Annotated in this window: 12 protein-coding genes; 5 read left to right on the top strand and 7 right to left on the bottom strand. The window is 62.9% G+C overall.

Features of this window, described 5'->3' with window-relative positions; all coding sequences use genetic code 11:
- Nucleotides 1-359: 359 nt before the first annotated feature.
- From argC to LFL96_RS18305, 3 genes are all read right to left on the bottom strand, one after another.
- Nucleotides 360-1,307, bottom strand: coding sequence for an N-acetyl-gamma-glutamyl-phosphate reductase (argC, locus tag LFL96_RS18315; RefSeq protein ID WP_280996593.1), 948 nt, complete (start codon nt 1,305-1,307; stop codon nt 360-362).
- A 202-nt stretch (nt 1,308-1,509) separates the two neighbouring features.
- Complete coding sequence (locus tag LFL96_RS18310) at nt 1,510-2,085, bottom strand: flavodoxin family protein (RefSeq protein ID WP_280996591.1); 576 nt, start codon at nt 2,083-2,085, stop codon at nt 1,510-1,512.
- 266 nt (nt 2,086-2,351) lie between these two features.
- Nucleotides 2,352-2,978 (bottom strand): YbhB/YbcL family Raf kinase inhibitor-like protein, encoded by a 627-nt coding sequence (locus LFL96_RS18305; RefSeq protein WP_280996590.1) that lies wholly within the window; start codon nt 2,976-2,978, stop codon nt 2,352-2,354.
- A gap of 266 nt (nt 2,979-3,244) precedes the next feature.
- Here LFL96_RS18305 and LFL96_RS18300 point away from each other — a divergent pair, with 266 nt between their 5' ends.
- On the top strand, nt 3,245-3,934 hold the full coding sequence (locus LFL96_RS18300) for a response regulator (RefSeq protein WP_280996589.1): 690 nt from the start codon (nt 3,245-3,247) through the stop codon (nt 3,932-3,934).
- Between the two features lie 167 nt (nt 3,935-4,101).
- Here LFL96_RS18300 and LFL96_RS18295 read toward each other — a convergent pair whose 3' ends face one another.
- Nucleotides 4,102-4,788 (bottom strand): orotate phosphoribosyltransferase, encoded by a 687-nt coding sequence (locus tag LFL96_RS18295; protein ID WP_280996588.1) that lies wholly within the window; start codon nt 4,786-4,788, stop codon nt 4,102-4,104.
- 428 nt (nt 4,789-5,216) lie between these two features.
- On the opposite strand from LFL96_RS18295, the gene LFL96_RS18290 reads away from it, so the two are divergent.
- Together LFL96_RS18290 and LFL96_RS18285 are read left to right on the top strand one after the other, a co-directional pair.
- Nucleotides 5,217-6,449, top strand: a complete 1,233-nt coding sequence (locus tag LFL96_RS18290; protein ID WP_280996587.1) for an MFS transporter — start codon at nt 5,217-5,219, stop codon at nt 6,447-6,449.
- Nucleotides 6,450-6,758: 309 nt separating this feature from the next.
- Nucleotides 6,759-9,041 (top strand): NADP-dependent malic enzyme, encoded by a 2,283-nt coding sequence (locus LFL96_RS18285; RefSeq protein ID WP_280996586.1) that lies wholly within the window; start codon nt 6,759-6,761, stop codon nt 9,039-9,041.
- A 114-nt stretch (nt 9,042-9,155) separates the two neighbouring features.
- Here LFL96_RS18285 and LFL96_RS18280 read toward each other — a convergent pair whose 3' ends face one another.
- Nucleotides 9,156-12,755 (bottom strand): indolepyruvate ferredoxin oxidoreductase family protein, encoded by a 3,600-nt coding sequence (locus LFL96_RS18280; protein WP_280996585.1) that lies wholly within the window; start codon nt 12,753-12,755, stop codon nt 9,156-9,158.
- 370 nt (nt 12,756-13,125) lie between these two features.
- Between LFL96_RS18280 and LFL96_RS18275 the strand changes: the two genes are divergently transcribed.
- Nucleotides 13,126-13,329 carry a hypothetical protein gene (locus tag LFL96_RS18275; protein WP_280996584.1) on the top strand — a complete coding sequence of 68 codons (204 nt, stop codon included), beginning with the start codon at nt 13,126-13,128 and terminating at the stop codon, nt 13,327-13,329.
- 159 nt (nt 13,330-13,488) lie between these two features.
- Here the strand turns inward: LFL96_RS18275 and hppD are convergent, their stop codons facing one another.
- On the bottom strand, nt 13,489-14,586 hold the full coding sequence (gene hppD, locus LFL96_RS18270) for a 4-hydroxyphenylpyruvate dioxygenase (RefSeq protein ID WP_280996583.1): 1,098 nt from the start codon (nt 14,584-14,586) through the stop codon (nt 13,489-13,491).
- Between the two features lie 179 nt (nt 14,587-14,765).
- Here hppD and LFL96_RS18265 point away from each other — a divergent pair, with 179 nt between their 5' ends.
- A complete protein-coding gene (locus LFL96_RS18265) occupies nt 14,766-15,263 on the top strand; it encodes an Lrp/AsnC family transcriptional regulator (RefSeq protein WP_280996582.1) in 498 nt (165 codons plus the stop codon).
- A 93-nt stretch (nt 15,264-15,356) separates the two neighbouring features.
- Here LFL96_RS18265 and LFL96_RS18260 read toward each other — a convergent pair whose 3' ends face one another.
- Nucleotides 15,357-16,025 carry a GNAT family N-acetyltransferase gene (locus tag LFL96_RS18260; protein WP_280996581.1) on the bottom strand — a complete coding sequence of 223 codons (669 nt, stop codon included), beginning with the start codon at nt 16,023-16,025 and terminating at the stop codon, nt 15,357-15,359.
- Nucleotides 16,026-16,174: the final 149 nt, after the last annotated feature.

Here is a 16,174-nt window from a genome sequence, read left to right as displayed (position 1 = left end):
CCTTTTAAACAAAAAATAAATTCATGATGGATGACGGCTATGGCGCCGCGCCGCACGCGCCTTACCAGGCAGGCGTTTCAGCAAAATGGCTCTATCATCTTCGAACGATCGTTCGCGCAAAAGACCGTAATTTCCCTAGGCGGAAAACTATGCGGCGCGAGTCATTTTGAGGAATGAATTACCGGCTGAAGCGCGGTAGTCCGATTTTGATTTTTTAAGTAATACGGGCTACTACTGATTAAAGACGCGAAGTGGAATTCAGCGCGCATCTTTTTTAAAACAAAAAAGCCGGTCTATGCAGACCGGCTTTTTGAGCGACCCGACGCCGACGAAGCGGCGTGGTTTTCCGTTATGTGGGTTTAGCGATTCAGACCGCTTTCCTCGTCCGCGCCGATGGCCAGATTCATACACTGGATCGCCGCGCCCGATGCGCCCTTGCCCAGGTTATCCAGTCGCGCGACCGTGACGAAGCGTTCCTCGTTGCCGAACACGAACAGGTCGACGCGGTTGGTGTCGTTGTTCGCCTGCACGTCGAAGAAGCCACCGTCGAGGTTCGCTTCCGCGTCGAACGGCGCGACGTGCACGAAGGCCTCGCCCGCGTAGTACTCGGCGAACAGCGCCTGCACGTCCTGCGGCGTCGTCTTCTTGGTCAGCTGGCCCGGCGAGAAGAATGTGGTGACCGCCAGACCCTTGTAGAAATCGCCGACGATCGGCGTGAAGACCGGCGCCGACTTCAGGCCGGTGTGTGCGGCCATTTCCGGCAGATGCTTGTGCGTCAGACCGAGCGCATAGGAGCGCGGGCTCTTGAGCTTGTCGTTGCCGCCGGCTTCGTAGTCGGCAATCATTTTCTTGCCGCCGCCGCTGTAGCCGGTGATCGAATACGCATGCGCGGCGAAATCGGCGCCTACCACGCCCGCTTCCACGAGCGGACGCATGGCCAGCACGAAGGCCGACGCGTGGCAGCCCGGCACGGCGATGCGCTTCGCGGTGCGCAGACGTTCGCGCTGCGAGCGGGCCAGCTCGGGCAGGCCGTACGCCCAGTCGGCGGACGTGCGGAACGCGGTGCTGGCGTCGAGCAGCACGGTGCGATCGTTGTCGACCAGCGACGCGGATTCGCGCGACGCGACGTCCGGCAGACACAGGAAGGTCACGTCCGACGCGTTGATGAGACGACGACGCTCGTCGATGTCCTTGCGCTTCGATTCCTCGATGCGCAGGATTTCCACGTCGGCGCGCTGCGACAGGTATTCAAAAATCTTCAGGCCGGTCGTGCCTTCCTGTCCGTCGACAAAAACTTTCGTACTCATCTCGATCTCACTGGCTTGCTGGAAACGGGGCGCGACTCGGCGCCGGAACGCTATTTTAAGACCGGACGGCCGCGGGCGTGCGAAACAGGTAAAAAGCAGGGCGAAAAAACACGATGCGCGCCGAACGTGACATCGGCGTGACCTGTTGACGGCGGGAAGGCGGGCGTTGCCGCCCGGGCGGGCGGCCGGTTGCGTCGGGTACTTAGCGCGGCGCGCCCGCGAGCCAGCGCGCGGTCACGGCGGCGATGCGCGCGCCGAACATCCGCGCGGTTTCCAGGTCGCCAGCCGGTGGCGCTTCGTCCGCCGATGCGTCGGCCGGCGATTGCGTCAGCAGCCCGGTAAAGCCGCCCACGTAGTTCAGGTCGTTGCGGGTGGCCGCCTTGGTGTTCGACGGCATCATGCCGGTGCCCGCCCAGATCATGCTGTGCTGCATCGCCAGCGTGACGAAGTACTGGATGGTCGAGAACTTGTCGCCGTTCATGGTCGCCGAGTTGGTGAAGCCGGCGGCGATCTTGTCCTTCCAGGTCTGGCCGAACCACGGCTTCGAACTCGCGTCGGCGAATTTCTTGAAATCGGCGGAGGGGCCGCCCATGTAGGTCGGGGCGCCGAAGATGATCGCATCGGCGGCCGCGAGTTCGGCCCAGCCCGCGTCGTCGATTTCACCGACCGGCAGCAGGCGCGCGTCGGCGCCCGCTTCGAGGGTGCCCGCCAGCACCGCCTCGGCGGCCTTCTTCGTGTGGCCGTAGCCGCTGTGATACACGATGACGATCTTCGACATGACGCTCTCCAGCAAAGGGAAACAGGATCGGAAAAGGCACGGCAACGGTGCGTGCGATTTTGCGGCAGCCAGCTTGCCAGCCTACGACAGGGCACTCGACTGCACGTTAGCGTGCGCGGATGACAGAAATTCCGTGTGAGCGGAATTTCGATGCAAAGGTCGGGCCATCGGACGCGGCGACGAGGTGATTCGCCCGTATCCGCAGATGCAGGCGTAGGCGTGAGCCGCCACCCAGCGTCGCCGCAGCCTTCAACTTCACACTCACCTCAACGCCCGTAGCTCACCACCATCCGCGCGAAGCCGAGCGTGGCGGTATTGATCTCGTGATCGAACATCAGCGCGGGGCGGCCCTGCGCGAGACGCAGATCGGCAGTGCTCAATGCATATACGGTGACGATGTAGCGATGCGGTTTGCCCGGCGGCGGACACGGGCCGCCATAACCGTCGACGTCGAAATCGTTGCGCGCCTCGACCGCGCCGAGCTTGCTGAGGAAACCCGAGAAGCTCGCGTTCTCGGGCAGGCTCTGCACCGTCGCCGGGATGCCGGCAACCGCCCAATGCCACCAGCCGCGGCCGGGCGCGTCCTCGTCGAACATCGTCACGGCGAAGCTGCGCGTGCCGGGCGGCGCGTCGTGCCACGTCAATTGCGGCGAGCGGTTGCCGCCTTTGCAGTCGTCCTGATTGAAAACCTGTGCGGCCTGCACCGTGGCGCCTGCGTGAAAACTGGCGCTGGTGAGCGTGAACGGGTTCTCGGCGCGCGCGTTTGAGCTGAACGCCGCCGATAACATCAAACCCAGCGTCAAACCCGACACCCATCCCAGTGCCGCGCCGACGGGCGGCGGCATGCGGCGGAGCGGCGAAACAAGCGAAACAACCAGGCAACGCAGGCGCATGTGCCGGTTCTCCTGTGGGGGCACGAGGCGATGATCCTCGCCGTCATCATTGTCCCTATTTTGTGCCCCAAGGTCGAATCGTGTCTAACATTAGCTCTGCGATACATCATTCTTGCCGCTCGCCGAAATTGCGGGTGGGAAATCGGCTATAGTCGGAAGAATCGTCCGCGCGTGCCACGGACCGCGTTCCCATCCGTTTGCGTTTCCTAGAATAGAAAAATATGTCAGAAGTTCTTGAGAGAGTTTTAGCCGTCGAGGGGAGGGCCATGCAAGATCCTGTCAGGGTCGTGATCGCCGATGACCATCCGGTAATTCTGTTCGGCGCCGAACAGGCTTTGCTCAAGTTCCCCGGCCTGGAGGTCGTTGCGCGCGCACGCCAGTCCACCGAATTGATCAAACTGCTGCAAACCGTGCCGTGCGACGTGCTCGTCACCGACCTTGCGATGCCGGGCGGCCAGTATGGCGACGGGCTGCCGTTGATCGGCTACCTGCGCCGCAATTTCCCGAACCTTCCCATCGTCGTGCTAACGATGCTGGAGAACGCTGCGCTGCTCAAGCGGCTCAGCGAACTGGGCGTGACCTCGGTCGTCAACAAGTCGGACGATCTGAGCCATATCGGGTTGGCGGTGCAGCACGTGAGCCGCAAGCTCGAATACATGAGCCCGTCGGTCAAGGCTTCGCTCGATGCATTGCGAATGAATGCCGGCGGCAAGACCGACGAAGTGATGCTGTCGCGCCGCGAACTGGAGGTGGTGCGCCTGTTCGTGTCCGGCATGACGATCAAGGAAATCTCGGAGCAGTTGAACCGCAGCATCAAGACGATCAGCACGCAGAAGAACACGGCCATGCGCAAGCTCGGCATCGAGCGCGATTCGGAACTGTTCCAGTATGCGCAGAGCAACGGCTTGCTGAATCTGTCGTCGAATTCGGTCGAGGATTCCGGCAAGACTGAGTAGGCGCGCGGGCGGCGCGGCGCGCATGACGAATGAAAGCGCGCTGAATGAAAAACGCGTGGCAAGAAAAAGGGCTGCCTGTCGACAAGACAGGCAGCCCTTTTTGATTCGAGCCTGCTCAGGTGGCTCGCGCTTCAACCGGTTGCCGGCTGAAGCGGTTCCCGAATCGCTTACTGCGGCGTCGAGGTAGCGCCGCCGTGCGCGGCCGACCATTCAGCCGGCGCATGCAGAAACTTCTCCACTTCGTCGAGCGTCTTCGTATCGAAGTACTTGTTGTCCTTCGCGACACGCAGCACGTCCCACCACGTGGCCAGCGCGTGCAGATCGACGTCGATGTCTTTCAGCACCGACACGCTTTCCTTGAAGATGTTGTAGTGAAACAGCACGAAGCAGTGGTTCACCGTGGCGCCGGCGGTGCGCAGCGCGTTGATGAAGTTGATCTTGCTGCGGCTGTCCGTGGTCAGGTCTTCGACCAGCAGCACACGTTGGCCTTCGGTCAGCAGACCTTCGATCTGCGCGTTACGGCCGAAACCCTTCGGCTTCTTGCGCACGTATTGCATCGGCACCATCAGGCGGTCGGACAGCCAGGCCGCGAACGGGATGCCGGCGGTTTCGCCACCGGCCACCGCGTCGATCTGCTCGTAACCGACGTCGCGCAGGATGGTGGTTTCAGCCATTTCCATCAGGCCGCGGCGCACGCGCGGATACGAGATCAGCTTGCGGCAGTCGATATAAACCGGGCTCGCCCAGCCGGACGTGAAGATGTACGGTTTCTCCGCGTTGAAGTGCACTGCCTGAACTTCCAGCAGCATCTTGGCGGTCGTGTCGGAGATCGTCTGGCGATCGAAGCCTGTCATGGGCGGATCCTTGGGAGTGAGCGGGGGAGAAGCGGGCGCGGGGCCCGGTGGCGCAGCAAGGGGAGTATGTCCGCCTGACGACGGCGCCTTGATAGGCGAATACGCTGCCGGCGAGCGGAGGGCAGGCCGGTTTTGCTGCGCGCGTAGCCCGACATTTTACCCGAAACAGCCCCTTTCCAGGAGGCTCTTGTGCGCTGCGGCGCCGAATGGCGGCCATAAGCGCGCAAGTGGGCGAATGCTGTCGACGACGGCGCGGGCAAGTTTGGTGGTGCCGCTGGCGGGTGATTTCGCGAGGACACCCGACCCTGCCCACGTCAGCAATGGCCGTGTTTCTGTTTGCTTGTGAGCCGCGAGGGGCGCCTTTACACTCTCGCGAATTTGCCCAACGGCCGCCGCCTGTGCCGTTCTTCGCCTACGGAATGCTTTCGATGACCGCCGCCACTTCCCCCACCGACACCCGCGCTTCCATCCGGCCCGGCCACGCCGGCCGCGCCTTGCTCGCCGCGGTGCTCGGCTATGCGATGGACGGCTTCGATCTGCTGATACTCGGTTTCATGCTGCCGGCGATCGCCGCCGATCTGCATCTGAATTCGGCGCAGGCGGGCTCGCTGGTGACCTGGACGCTGATCGGCGCGGTCGCGGGCGGTCTGATCTTCGGTGTGTTGAGCGATTACTTCGGCCGCGTGCGGATGCTGACGTGGACGATCCTGATCTTCGCGGTCTTCACCGGTCTGTGCGCGCTTGCGCAAGGCTATGCCGATCTCCTGACTTACCGCACCATCGCGGGAATCGGACTGGGCGGCGAATTCGGTATCGGCATGACGCTGGTCGCCGAGGCGTGGCCGGCGGCGCAGCGCGCGCGGGTGTCGTCGTACGTTGGGCTGGGATGGCAGCTCGGCGTGCTGGCCGCCGCGCTGCTCACGCCGCTGCTGTTGCCGGTGATCGGCTGGCGCGGCATGTTCGCGCTTGGCTTGTTGCCGGCGGTCGTGTCGTTCTTCGTGCGACGCCGCGTCGAGGAGCCGGCGCTCTTCACCGAACGCGCGGCACGCGGCGCGCGCAAGCTGCCGCTGAAACTGCTGGTCGCCGACGCGCGCACCACGCGCGCGAGCCTCGGCGTCGCGATTCTGTGTTCGGTGCAAAACTTCGGCTACTACGGGCTGATGATCTGGCTGCCGAGCTATCTGTCCAGGACCTTCGGCTATTCGCTGACGAAGTCCGGCGTATGGACGGCGGTGACGGTGCTCGGCATGGCGGCCGGCATCTGGCTGTTCGGCGTCGCCGCCGACCGCTTCGGCCGCAAGCCGACCTTCCTGTTCTATCAGGCCGGGGCCGTGGCGATGGTGTTCGTCTACGCGCATCTGAGCACGCCGGGCGCGCTACTGATCGGCGGCGCGGCGATGGGCGTGTTCGTCAACGGGATGATCGGCGGATACGGCGCGCTGATCTCGGAGCTTTATCCGACCGAGGCGCGCGCAACCGCGCAAAACGTGCTGTTCAACATCGGCCGGGCGGTCGGCGGCTTCGGGCCGGTCGCGGTCGGCGCACTGGCGGCGCGGTACTCGTTCGGCGCCGCGCTGGCCGTGCTGGCGTCGATCTATCTGCTCGATATTTTCGCGACGCTGTGCCTGATCTCCGAGCGGCGCGGCGCCGAACTCGACTGAGCGCGAACGTCGCCCGACACACTGCCGTCATCCACTTCCACGTCCGCCAAACCCCCGCCGGATGCGGCGCTGCACCATTGTTCCGCCGATGGCGCGCCGCGTTAACCGGTCAGTGCATCGACGCATTCGGGGTGTACACTAACCGACCCGCGTAGCACTCCGCACCGTTTCGTCCTCCACCGAGGTTCGACGCCGCGCCCAACCGGCGCATGCGTAAACCGCCTCAATCGATCATCCATTCGAAAGATGGAAGCGTCGTCAGCGGTGCATTGTGTCGGGCCCAATTACTTACGTCTCGCAGGCCAAAAAATGGACGAACAACTTAAGCAAAGCGCTCTCGCCTACCACCAGAATCCGAAACCCGGCAAGATTTCGGTCACGCCCACCAAGCCGCTGTCGAACCAGCTCGACCTGTCGCTCGCGTACTCGCCGGGCGTCGCCGCGGCCTGCATGGCGATCTACGAGGAGCCGCTGGACGCGCAGAAGTACACCTCGCGCGGCAACCTGGTCGGCGTGATCACGAACGGCACCGCGGTGCTCGGTCTCGGCAACATCGGCCCGCTCGCCGCGAAGCCGGTGATGGAAGGCAAGGGTTGCCTGTTCAAGAAGTTCGCCGGCATCGACGTGTTCGACATCGAACTGTCCGAGTCCGATCCGGACAAGCTGGTCGAAGCGATCGCCATGCTCGAACCCACGCTGGGCGGCATCAACCTCGAAGACATCAAGGCGCCCGAGTGCTTCTATATCGAGAAGAAGCTGCGTGAGCGCATGAAGATTCCGGTTTTCCACGACGATCAGCACGGTACGGCGATCATCGCGTCGGCGGCGATCCTGAACGGCCTGAAAGTGGTCGGCAAGAAGCTCGACGAAGTGAAGCTGGTGTGTTCGGGCGCGGGCGCCGCGGCGATCGCCTGTCTGGACCTGCTGGTGAACCTCGGCCTGTCGAAGAAGAACGTGCTCGTCACGGACTCCAAGGGCGTGATCTACGAAGGCCGCGGCAACCTCGATCCGTCGAAGGAACGTTACGCGGCGAACACCGAAGCGCGTACGCTCGCCGACGCGATTCGCGGCGCCGACGTGTTTCTGGGCTGTTCGAGCGCCGGCGTGCTGAAGCCGGAGATGGTCGCCGAGATGGGTACGCAGCCGCTGATTCTCGCGCTGGCGAATCCGGAGCCGGAAATCCGCCCGGAAGACGCGAAGAAGGTGCGCCCGGACTGCATTATCGCGACCGGCCGTTCGGACTACCCGAACCAGGTCAACAACGTGCTGTGCTTCCCGTTCATCTTCCGCGGCGCGCTGGATGTCGGCGCGACCACGATCACGGAAGAAATGAAGCTCGCGTGCGTGCGCGCGATCGCCGAGCTGGCCGAGGAAACCGATCAGGGCGACGAAGTCGCGAAGGCCTACGAAGGCCACTCGCTCGAATTCGGTCCGGAATACCTGATTCCGAAGCCGTTCGACCCGCGCCTGATCATCAAGATCGCGCCGGCCGTCGCGCAAGCGGCGATGGATTCGGGCGTCGCCACCCGTCCGATCAAAGATATGGACGCGTATCGCGAAGAACTCGGCACCACCGTGTACCGCACCGGCATGGTGATGCGTCCGGTGTTCGCGGCGGCGAAGTCGGAACCGGCACGCATCGTCTTCGCGGAAGGTGAAGACGAACGCGTGCTGCGCGCCGCGCAATTCGTGCTGCTGGAAAAGATCGCCAAGCCGATTCTGGTCGGCCGCCCGTCGGTGATCGAAATGCGTCTGAAGAAAATGGGCTCGAAGCTCAAGTGCGGCGAAGACGTCGAGATCGTCGATCCGGAAGACGATCCGCGCTATCAGCAGTGCTGGCAGGCGTATCACGAACTCGGCGCGCGCGAAGGCGTGACGCCGGACGTCGCGAAGGCCGCGATGCGCAAGTTCAACACGCTGATCGGCGCGATCCTCGTGAGCCTCGGCGAAGCGGACGGCATGATCTGCGGGATGATCGGCCAGTACCACACGCACCTGAAGTTCATCGAGCGGGTGCTGGGCAAGGCGGACAACGTGCAGAACTTCGCCGCGATGAATCTGCTGATGCTGCCGGGCCGCAATCTGTTCATCTGCGACACCTACGTGAACGAAACGCCGACCGCCGAGCAACTCGCCGACATGACCATGCTGGCGTCGCGCGAAATCGAGAAGTTCGGCATCACGCCGAAGGTTGCGCTGCTGTCGAACTCGAACTTCGGCAGCGCGCCGTCGTCGTCGTCGCAACGCATGGCCGCGGCCCGCAAGCTGATCGCGGAACGTGCGCCGACGCTGGAAATCGACGGTGAAATGCACGGCGACGCAGCGTTGTCGGAAGCGGTGCGCAAGGCAGCGTTCCCGGGCACGACGCTGAGCGGCGAGGCGAACCTGCTGATCATGCCGAACGTGGAAGCGGCGAACATCACGTACAACCTGCTGAAGATGATCGGCGGCGAAGGCGTGACGGTCGGTCCGTTCCTGCTCGGCGCGGAAAAGCCGGTGCACATCCTGACGCCGGCCGCGACCGTGCGCCGGATCATCAACATGACGGCAGTGGCGTCGGCCAACGCGCGCAAGCGGGTCAACGCACAGTAAAGTGATTTCCGTGCTGGAATGAGAAAAGGCGGCGGTTCGCGAGAACCGCCGCCTTTTTATTTGCTGCACCTACGCGCCCTTTTGCCGGGCGCCGAAACTGGATCAGGCCGCCGGTCAGGCTGCGTGCTGCGTCTTGCCGGCATCCGGCGAGCGCCAGCGTGTCAGCAACTCGTTCCACTTGATCCGCACGCCCTTCAGGTTGTTTTCCTTCACGTGACCGTAGCCGCGGATACCGTCCGGCAGATTCGCCAGTTCCACCGCCAGTTCACGTTTGTGCACCGTCAGGCCGCCGATCAGCTCGCGCACCAGCGCTTCGTATTCGCCGATCAACGCCCGCTCGGTGCGACGCTCCTCGGTTTTGCCGAATACGTCGAACGCCGTGCCGCGCAGGAACTTGAACTTCGCCAGCACGTGCATCGCGCTGAATACCCACGGGCCGTACTTCTTCTTCACCAGATGGCCGTGTGCGTCCTTCTTCGAGAAGGTCGGCGGCGCGAGGTGAATGTGCAGTTTCCAGTCGCCTTCGAAATTCGCCTTCAGCTTGTCGATGAACGCCGGATCGCTATACAGACGCGCGACTTCGTACTCGTCCTTGTACGCCATCAGCTTGTGCAGATTTTTCGCGACGGCTTCGGTCAACGGCAACTGGCTGTCGATCGAATCGAGCGCGGATTCGGCCGTGCGCACTTGCGCCACCAGCGCGCGATAGCGTTCCGCGTACGCCGCGTTTTGCCAGGCCGTCAGGTAGTCGGCGCGCTTGTCGATCAGCGTGTCGAGCGCCTTGGGCGTGTGCAGCGAAATGATCTTGCTGCTCGCGGTTTCCGCCTTGCCGCCGTTGCCCTGTGCCTGCACGAGCTTGCGGACCGCGGCCAGATCGTGCGCGGCGCGGCGGCCCCATTCGAAGGCCGCCAGATTCTTCTCGACCTGCACGTTGTTCAGTTCGATCGCGCGGATCAGCGACTGATGCGTGAGCGGCACCCAGCCGCGTTGCCATGCGTAACCGAGCACGAACGGGTTCGTGTAGATCGCGTCGCCGAGCAGCGCGAGCGCGAAGTGGTTGGCATCGACGGTATCCACGCCGTCGTCGCCCGCGCCCGCGCGCACGTCGGCTTCCGTGCTGCTGCCCGGGAAGCGCCAGTTCGGGTTCTTGATCAGCTCGGCGGTCGGCGTATGCGCGCTGTTCAGCACGACGCGCGTGCGGCCTACCTGCATGCGCGACACGCATTCGTCGCTGGCTGTCACGATCGCGTCGCAGCCGATCACGAGGTTCGCTTCGCCCATCGCGATGCGGGTTGCGTGAATGTCGGCCGGCTGCTTCGCGATCTGCACATGGCTCATCACGGCGCCGCCTTTCTGCGCGAGACCGGTGACGTCGAGCACGGTGACGCCCTTGTTCTCCAGATGCGCGGCCATGCCGAGCAGTGCGCCGATCGTCACCACGCCCGTGCCGCCGACGCCCGTCACCAGCACGCCGTACGGACGCTCCATGGACGGCAGTTCGGGCTCCGGCACCGGCGGCAGCGTGTCGCCGGCGGCGCCCGAGGCGGCCTTCGGCTTACGCAGCTGACCGCCTTCCACCGACACGAAGCTCGGGCAGAAGCCGTTCACGCACGAAAAGTCCTTGTTGCAGGTGGACTGGTTGATTTGCCGCTTGGTGCCGAATTCGGTATCGAGCGGTTCGACGGACAGGCAGTTCGACTTGACCGAGCAATCGCCGCAGCCTTCGCAGACCGCGTCGTTGATCACCACGCGACGCGCCGGATCCGGATACGTGCCGCGTTTGCGGCGACGGCGCTTTTCGGTTGCGCAGGTCTGGTCGTAGATCAGGATCGTGGTGCCCGACACTTCGCGCAACTGCCGCTGAATCTCGTCGAGCTTGTCTCGGTGATGAATGTCGATGCCGGGCGCGAGGCCCACGTTCGCCGAATATTTCTCCGGCTCGTCGGTGACGATGACGATCTTGGTCGCGCCTTCGGCGGCCAGTTGATGCGTGATCTGCGGCACGGTCAGCACGCCGTCGACCGGTTGGCCGCCGGTCATCGCGACCGCGTCGTTGTAGAGGATCTTGTAGGTGATGTTCACCTTCGCCGCGATCGACGCGCGAATCGCCAGCAGCCCCGAGTGGAAGTAGGTGCCGTCGCCGAGATTGGCGAACACGTGCTGGTCGTTGCTGAACGGCGCCTGGCCGACCCACGCCACGCCTTCGCCGCCCATCTGGCTGAAGGTGCTGGTGCCGCGGTCCATCCACACCGTCATGTAGTGGCAGCCGATGCCGGCCATCGCGCGCGAGCCTTCCGGCACGTTCGTCGACGTGTTGTGCGGGCAGCCCGAGCAGAACCACGGCTTGCGCTCGGCTTCGACGCGCGGACGGGCCAGCGCCTTTTCCTTCGCTTCGATCACGGCGATACGCGCCGCGATGCGCGCGCGCACGTCGGACGGCAGATCGAATTTGTCCAGGCGCGTGGCGATCGCCTTGGCGATGATCGCCGGCGAGAGTTCGTAATGCGCGGGTAGCAGCCAGTTGCCCATCGGCACCGACCATTCGCCGCCGGCGCCGTCTTTCTCGTCGAACTTGCCGAACACGCGCGGACGCTGCGCGTCGGGCCAGTTGTACAGCTCTTCCTTGATCGCGTATTCGAGGATCTGGCGCTTTTCCTCGACCACCAGAATTTCTTCCAGACCTTTGGCGAACGCATGCGCGCCTTGCGCTTCCAGCGGCCACACGCAGCCGACCTTGTACAGACGGATGCCGATGCGCGAGCAGGTTTCGTCGTCGAGACCGAGGTCGGTCAGCGCCTGACGCACGTCGAGATACGCCTTGCCGCCGGTCATGATGCCGAAGCGCGCGTGCGGCGAATCGATTTCGACGCGGTCCAGTTTGTTCGCGCGCACATAGGCGAGCGCCGCGTACCACTTGTAGTCGAGCAGCCGGGCTTCCTGCACCAGCGGCGCATCCGGCCAGCGGATGTTCAGGCCGCCCGCGGGCATCGCGAAGTCTTCCGGCAGGATGATTTTGGTGCGGTGCGGATCGATATCGACCGACGCAGACGATTCGACCACGTCGGTCACGCACTTCATCGCGACCCATAGGCCGGAGTAGCGGCTCATCGCCCAGCCGTGCAGGCCGAAGTCGAGATATTCCTGCACGTTCGACGGAAACAGCACCGGCAGGCCGCAAGCCTTGAAGATGTGTTCGGACTGGTGCGCGAGCGTGGAGGATTTGGCGGCGTGGTCGTCGCCGGCCAGCACGAGGACGCCGCCGTGCTGGGCGGAGCCGGCCGAATTGCCGTGCTTGAAGACGTCGCCGGAACGGTCGACGCCGGGGCCCTTGCCGTACCACATGGAGAACACGCCGTCGTATTTGGCGCTGGGATACAGATTGACCTGCTGCGAGCCCCAGACGGCGGTGGCCGCGAGGTCTTCGTTGACGCCGGGCTGGAATACGACCTGGTGCGCGGCAAGATGCTTCTTTGCCTTCCACAACGATTGGTCGAGTCCGCCGAGCGGCGATCCCCGGTAGCCGGAGATGAAACCGGCGGTATTGAGTCCAGCGGCGCGGTCGCGTTCCTGCTGCAACATCGGCAGGCGGACCAGCGCCTGGATGCCGCTCATGTACGCACGGCCGCGTTCTAGCGTGTATTTGTCGTCGAGCGTGACGGAAGACAAGGCAGCTTCGAGCGAGGCTCGCTGACCTGCGTCTAGCGGGGCATTCATTATGTGTACTCCTCCAACCAGTTTGGGATCACCAAAACTTTTTTGGGCCTCGGCATCTTTTGAATGCGTGTGCCCGGGGCCGCCATATTGACCTGTTTTAAGTGATGGTAGCACTGGTGAAAACCCGCCGCAGCGCGCAAAAAATGCTGCGCTGCAAGGCATTTAGCGCACGCTTGTGCTGAACGTCACCGCAATCGGGCAATGTTTGGCATCCATCTGGCATCGATCCTGTAACAAGCTGTAAGAACTACAAATTCGCGGAACCGGAGTTGAAAATCCTGTCTAACACCCCACCTGCGAGCGATGTCAGCGCAACGCTCCGCATTCGGTGGAGCTTCACGACAGCAGGGCAGTGATAAAAGGAGTACGCATGAACACGAGAAACATCCAGACCTTCCTGATGGTTTCGGCCGCCTTTTTCGCCATGAGCGCACCGGTGCGTTCGAGCACGGGCAGCGCGGGGGCGTTGTCGAATGCGGTGACCCGCACGGCGCAAGTGGCGCCGGCGAGCATCGCCATGGAGCGCGTCACGCGATCCACGAAGTCCGACGACGAGGAAGAACAGAATTCGTGATGCAGCGCTTCGGCGATGTGTCGATTGATAACCCACCGTCGTCGTATATAAGACCACGGTGAATGCAAAAAGGGCGAGGATCGCAGGATCCTCGCCCTTTCTTTTTGTGGCGGCGCTCGGCATTGTGCGTCGCGCCACGCCGGTCAGGCCATTAAACCGTCAAGCCTTGTCCTGCACGACGCCGCGGCGAATCTGATCCAGTTCGATCGATTCGAACAGCGCCTTGAAGTTGCCTTCGCCGAAGCCCTGATTGCCCTTGCGTTGAATGATCTCGAAGAAGATCGGGCCGATCTGGTTTTCGGTGAAGATCTGCAGCAGCAGATCGTCCGGCGCGCCGTCGATCAGGATCTTGCGTTTGCGCAGCTCGTCGAGCGGTTCGCCGTGGTTCGGCACGCGGCGGTTCACCAACTCGTAGTACGTGTCGATCGTGTCGAGCAGCGAAATGTTCGACGCGCGCAGGCCGTCCACCGTCGTGTAGATGTCGTTGCTGCCGAGCGCGATGTGCTGGATGCCTTCGCCGCGATACGCGTCCAGGTATTCCTGAATCTGGCCGGCGGTTTCCGAACCTTCCTCGTTGATCGGAATACGGATCTTGCCGCACGGCGAGGTCATCGCCTTCGACTTCACGCCGGTCACCTTGCCTTCGATATCGAAGTACCGCACTTCGCGGAAATTGAACAGCTGCTCGTAGAACTCGGCCCATTCCTGCATGCGGCCGCGATGGACGTTGTGCGTCAGGTGATCGATATAGGTGAGGCCGTGGCCGACCGGATTCGGGTTCGCGCCTGCAATCGGTTCGAAGTCGACATCGTAGATATCGATGTTGCCGATGCTGTTCGGCTCCGCGCCGTTCTTGCCGCGCCAACGGTCGACGAAATAGATCAGCGAATCGCCGATGCCCTTGATCGCCGGAATGTTCAATTCCATCGGGCCCGTCTTGTTGTCGAAGCCCCAGGCGCCTTTTTCGAGCGCTTGCTGATAGGCCTTCGCGGCGTCCTGCACGCGGAACGCAATCGCGCAGATCGACGGGCCGTGCAGCCGCGTGAAGCGCTGCGCGAACGAGTCCTTCTCGCCGTTGACGATGAAGTTGATCTCGCCCTGGCGATACAGCGTCACGTTCTTATGACGATGCCGGGCGACGGCGGTGAAGCCCATCTGCTCGAACAGTTTGCCGAGCGCAACCGGATCCGGAGCGGTGTATTCGATGAACTCGAAACCGTCGGTGCCGACGGGGTTGTCCCAAGTTGGAACCTGCATGTCTGTCTCCTGATGCCTGAGGTGCGCGGCGCGTTATGCGAGTGGGGAAGGTGGGGGTTGAGCGCAACCAGGATCACGCAAGTGTAAAGGCGTGATGGCAGAGAAAACTTGCGAACTTAATCGCGCGTCGATAGGCTGGCGCTATTTTGTAGCGCAATTAGAGAAATGGAAGGCAGAAAATGTCTAATATCGAGATGGACGCCATCGACCGGCGCATTCTGGCCATCCTGCAGGAGAACGGACGGCTGTCGAATCAGGAGATCGCCGAGCGTGTGAACCTGTCGCCGAGCCCGTGTCTGCGGCGGATTCGGCGGCTGGAGGAGAGCGGCGTGATTCGCGGCTACGTCGCGCTGCTCGATGCGCAGCGGCTTGGGCTCGATCTGCTGGCCTATGTGAACGTGAGGCTGGAAAAGCGCGGCGGCCCGACGTTCAGTCCACGTGGTGACGCAACGCACGCGGATCTGTTTCGCGCAGCGGTGCAGACGTGGCCGGAAGTCGTTGCATGTCACGCGATGACCGGCGACATGGATTACCTGCTGCGCGTGCAGGTGGAGGACATGGCGCACTTTTCCCGCTTCGTGGAGGATCAGTTGCTGCACCACCCGTCGGTGATCGACGTGAAGACGAGTTTCTCGCTCAACACGATCAAGGAAACGACCGCGCTGCCGATTTTGTGAGCAACACGGCGTTCGCTAAACCGGGCGCCAACAAAAAAGGGCAACCCGGAGGTTGCCCTTGTTCGCTGCGCCGAAGCGGAATCAGTCCGCGATTCAGGCCGCCGCGGCCGTCGGCATGAACGATTCGAACAGCTTCGAGGCCTGGCGTGCCTGACGCTTCATCGCATAGTCGAATACGGCGGCCTGCTCCTGCAGCATCTCGGCGATGATGCTCGATTGATCCGCCGGCTCCAGCGTCAGATAAGCGTCGGCTTCGCCATACGCGTATTCGATCTTCATGCCCGCCTTCTTCGCGATGTGCATCATGGTCGTGTTGCGCGACAGGCAATGCACGTAAAGCGTGGTGACATGCGTATTGCGGCTGCGGATGGCGGCGCGCTCGAACAGCTTCGAACCGATGCCTTGCCCCCGCACGCTTTCCAGTACCGACACGCCGAATTCGGCGGTGCGCTTGTCGCCCTCGGCCGGCAGATACGCCAGATGACCGACGCCTGTGAGTTGCAACTGGTTGTCGAACACGCCGAACACCGTATCGCGCGTGAAGTCGATCGCGCGGACGTAGTTTTCGATCACGTGGTTCGGCACGATCTGGCCGAAGCGCAGCAGGCGGTCGTCTTCGCCGAGAGCGAGAAAGTGGGTCAACAGCCGCTCGCGGTCGACCGCGGTGAGTTCGCGGACCAGAGCAGGCGCACGACCGGCAGGCTGCGATGTCAGATCGCGCGCGGCGATCGGCTCGGCAACGTGGGGTGTAATCAAGTTCATGGTCGGGTTCTCCTGTGATCGAGCGGCGTGGTGCACCGCAAAAATCATTCTAGCGGAAACCCGACTTCGAGACTAGGGAAAACCCGTATCTTCTATTTGAGTTAAATGCCTAAAAAGCTTGCAGAGTGTTTTTAGATCATTAATTTAAA

This window comes from Paraburkholderia sp. D15 (assembly GCF_029910215.1).
In the GTDB taxonomy this organism is placed as follows: domain Bacteria; phylum Pseudomonadota; class Gammaproteobacteria; order Burkholderiales; family Burkholderiaceae; genus Paraburkholderia.
Note: the sequence above shows the minus strand (reverse complement) of the source record. Positions and strands in the feature narration are given on the sequence as shown.

Bases quoted from the DNA above. Each gene is read 5' to 3' on its own strand.
- LFL96_RS18290 (WP_280996587.1), top strand. From the start codon at position 5,217: ATGACCGCCGCCACTTCCCCCACCGACACCCGCGCTTCCATCCGGCCC.
- argC (WP_280996593.1), bottom strand. From the start codon at position 1,307: ATGAGTACGAAAGTTTTTGTCGACGGACAGGAAGGCACGACCGGCCTG.
- LFL96_RS18305 (WP_280996590.1), bottom strand. From the start codon at position 2,978: ATGCGCCTGCGTTGCCTGGTTGTTTCGCTTGTTTCGCCGCTCCGCCGC.
- LFL96_RS18295 (WP_280996588.1), bottom strand. From the start codon at position 4,788: ATGACAGGCTTCGATCGCCAGACGATCTCCGACACGACCGCCAAGATG.
- LFL96_RS18260 (WP_280996581.1), bottom strand. From the start codon at position 16,025: ATGAACTTGATTACACCCCACGTTGCCGAGCCGATCGCCGCGCGCGAT.
- LFL96_RS18310 (WP_280996591.1), bottom strand. From the start codon at position 2,085: ATGTCGAAGATCGTCATCGTGTATCACAGCGGCTACGGCCACACGAAG.
- LFL96_RS18285 (WP_280996586.1), top strand. From the start codon at position 6,759: ATGGACGAACAACTTAAGCAAAGCGCTCTCGCCTACCACCAGAATCCG.
- LFL96_RS18300 (WP_280996589.1), top strand. From the start codon at position 3,245: ATGCAAGATCCTGTCAGGGTCGTGATCGCCGATGACCATCCGGTAATT.
- LFL96_RS18265 (WP_280996582.1), top strand. From the start codon at position 14,766: ATGTCTAATATCGAGATGGACGCCATCGACCGGCGCATTCTGGCCATC.
- LFL96_RS18280 (WP_280996585.1), bottom strand. From the start codon at position 12,755: ATGAATGCCCCGCTAGACGCAGGTCAGCGAGCCTCGCTCGAAGCTGCC.
- hppD (WP_280996583.1), bottom strand. From the start codon at position 14,586: ATGCAGGTTCCAACTTGGGACAACCCCGTCGGCACCGACGGTTTCGAG.
- LFL96_RS18275 (WP_280996584.1), top strand. From the start codon at position 13,126: ATGAACACGAGAAACATCCAGACCTTCCTGATGGTTTCGGCCGCCTTT.